Origin of the sequence: Vibrio sp. 2096 (assembly GCF_033339595.1) — a bacterium.
GTDB classification, from domain to species: domain Bacteria; phylum Pseudomonadota; class Gammaproteobacteria; order Enterobacterales; family Vibrionaceae; genus Vibrio; species Vibrio alginolyticus.
Genome location: NZ_JAWOUX010000070.1, coordinates 1 through 1241 on the forward strand (window position 1 = coordinate 1; position 1241 = coordinate 1241).

At 45.0% G+C, this 1241-nt stretch carries 1 protein-coding gene; it reads right to left on the reverse strand.

Annotated elements, in window-relative coordinates; all coding sequences use genetic code 11:
- Positions 1 to 511: 511 nt before the first annotated feature.
- Positions 512 to 1150, reverse strand: a complete 639-nt coding sequence (locus R7Q41_RS24105; protein ID WP_318144718.1) for a CatB-related O-acetyltransferase — start codon at positions 1148 to 1150, stop codon at positions 512 to 514.
- Positions 1151 to 1241: the final 91 nt, after the last annotated feature.

The window sequence follows — 1241 nt, forward strand, 5'->3', positions numbered from 1 at the left end:
TAATGAATGAGTGTTAGTTTAACCTTCGTTCAATAGCAAATTTTCTCGCTTTATTTCCGAAAATACTCATTAGATGGTGTCATGCGCCTTAGGCTAGTTTAAGGGCGCTTGTTAAGCATTGTGCCAATGGTTTGCTGTTTGCCGCCCTTAAATGTGAAAGGAGCCTTTACAGCTCCTTCAAATGCCCTTTGCCTCAACCAAAAACGCGTGGTCAATGCGCCGGGTATAATGTTGTGAGTAAGTTCTAGTGACACTTTCTGAACCGCGCAATGGGCTCCCTTACTTAAACAGAATGCGTCGATTACTATCGAACAAAGTTCCTTCCCGCTGTAACCGTCAAAACGCCGAGATCGCGTTCAAACAATTGAGTTTGCTTGTTCCTATCGTAGTTTTTCAACTCTGACTCATGGTGATTTAAACGAATCGATGCCAAGGAAACGCACAAGCTGCAACAATAGTTTTCGTCACAACGGAGCGAGATTATAACATATCGCTGATAATTTTCCTCATTTCAGTGACATTCGCCATCTTTATAGTTGCTTTCCGCAATGATTAACTGCTCAATATCATTTCCACAGATAAAAGAGCGAAGCGCGTTAAACCTAGCCTCATCCCAAGAATACATCTTAAGAGCCAATAACTTATCAATCGTCTCTGGGTCAAAACGAGTTTTGATCGGCTTAGCAGGAGAGCCCGCTACCACGGTGTACGGCGGCACGTTTTTCGTCACGACACTGTTTGCGGCAATCACCGCGCCCTCTCCAATCGTAACGCCTGGCATGATCATCGCGCGCATTCCAATCCAAACAGCATCTCCGATAATCGTGTCGCCCCTGCTTTGATAGGAACGTTCGACATCATCAAGAAACGGATACAAGCAGAACCAATCGGTTCGATGATTGTGGTTGCCACCCATTAAAATCACCGCTTCTGCGGCGATACAAACATAATCACCAATATAGAGTTGGTCGACTTCCCAACGGGGTTGCCACTGCTTGCTGATTTCATCCCCCAGCAGATAACGAACGACGGATTGCTCAAAACCATTATCCCAGCAATCGCTGTAATAACTGTGAGTACCTTTAATATGGATGTTGGCGTTTTGCACCACTTGGTGCAGATACTGAACTTTAGACCAATGTTTAGTCATGGCATTTGCCTCTTCAATAGAGAGTAAAATTTTGCCACGGAACGATTTCTCGTGGCGCTGTTGCTGCGTTCTCAGTCAACAACGCCTATTG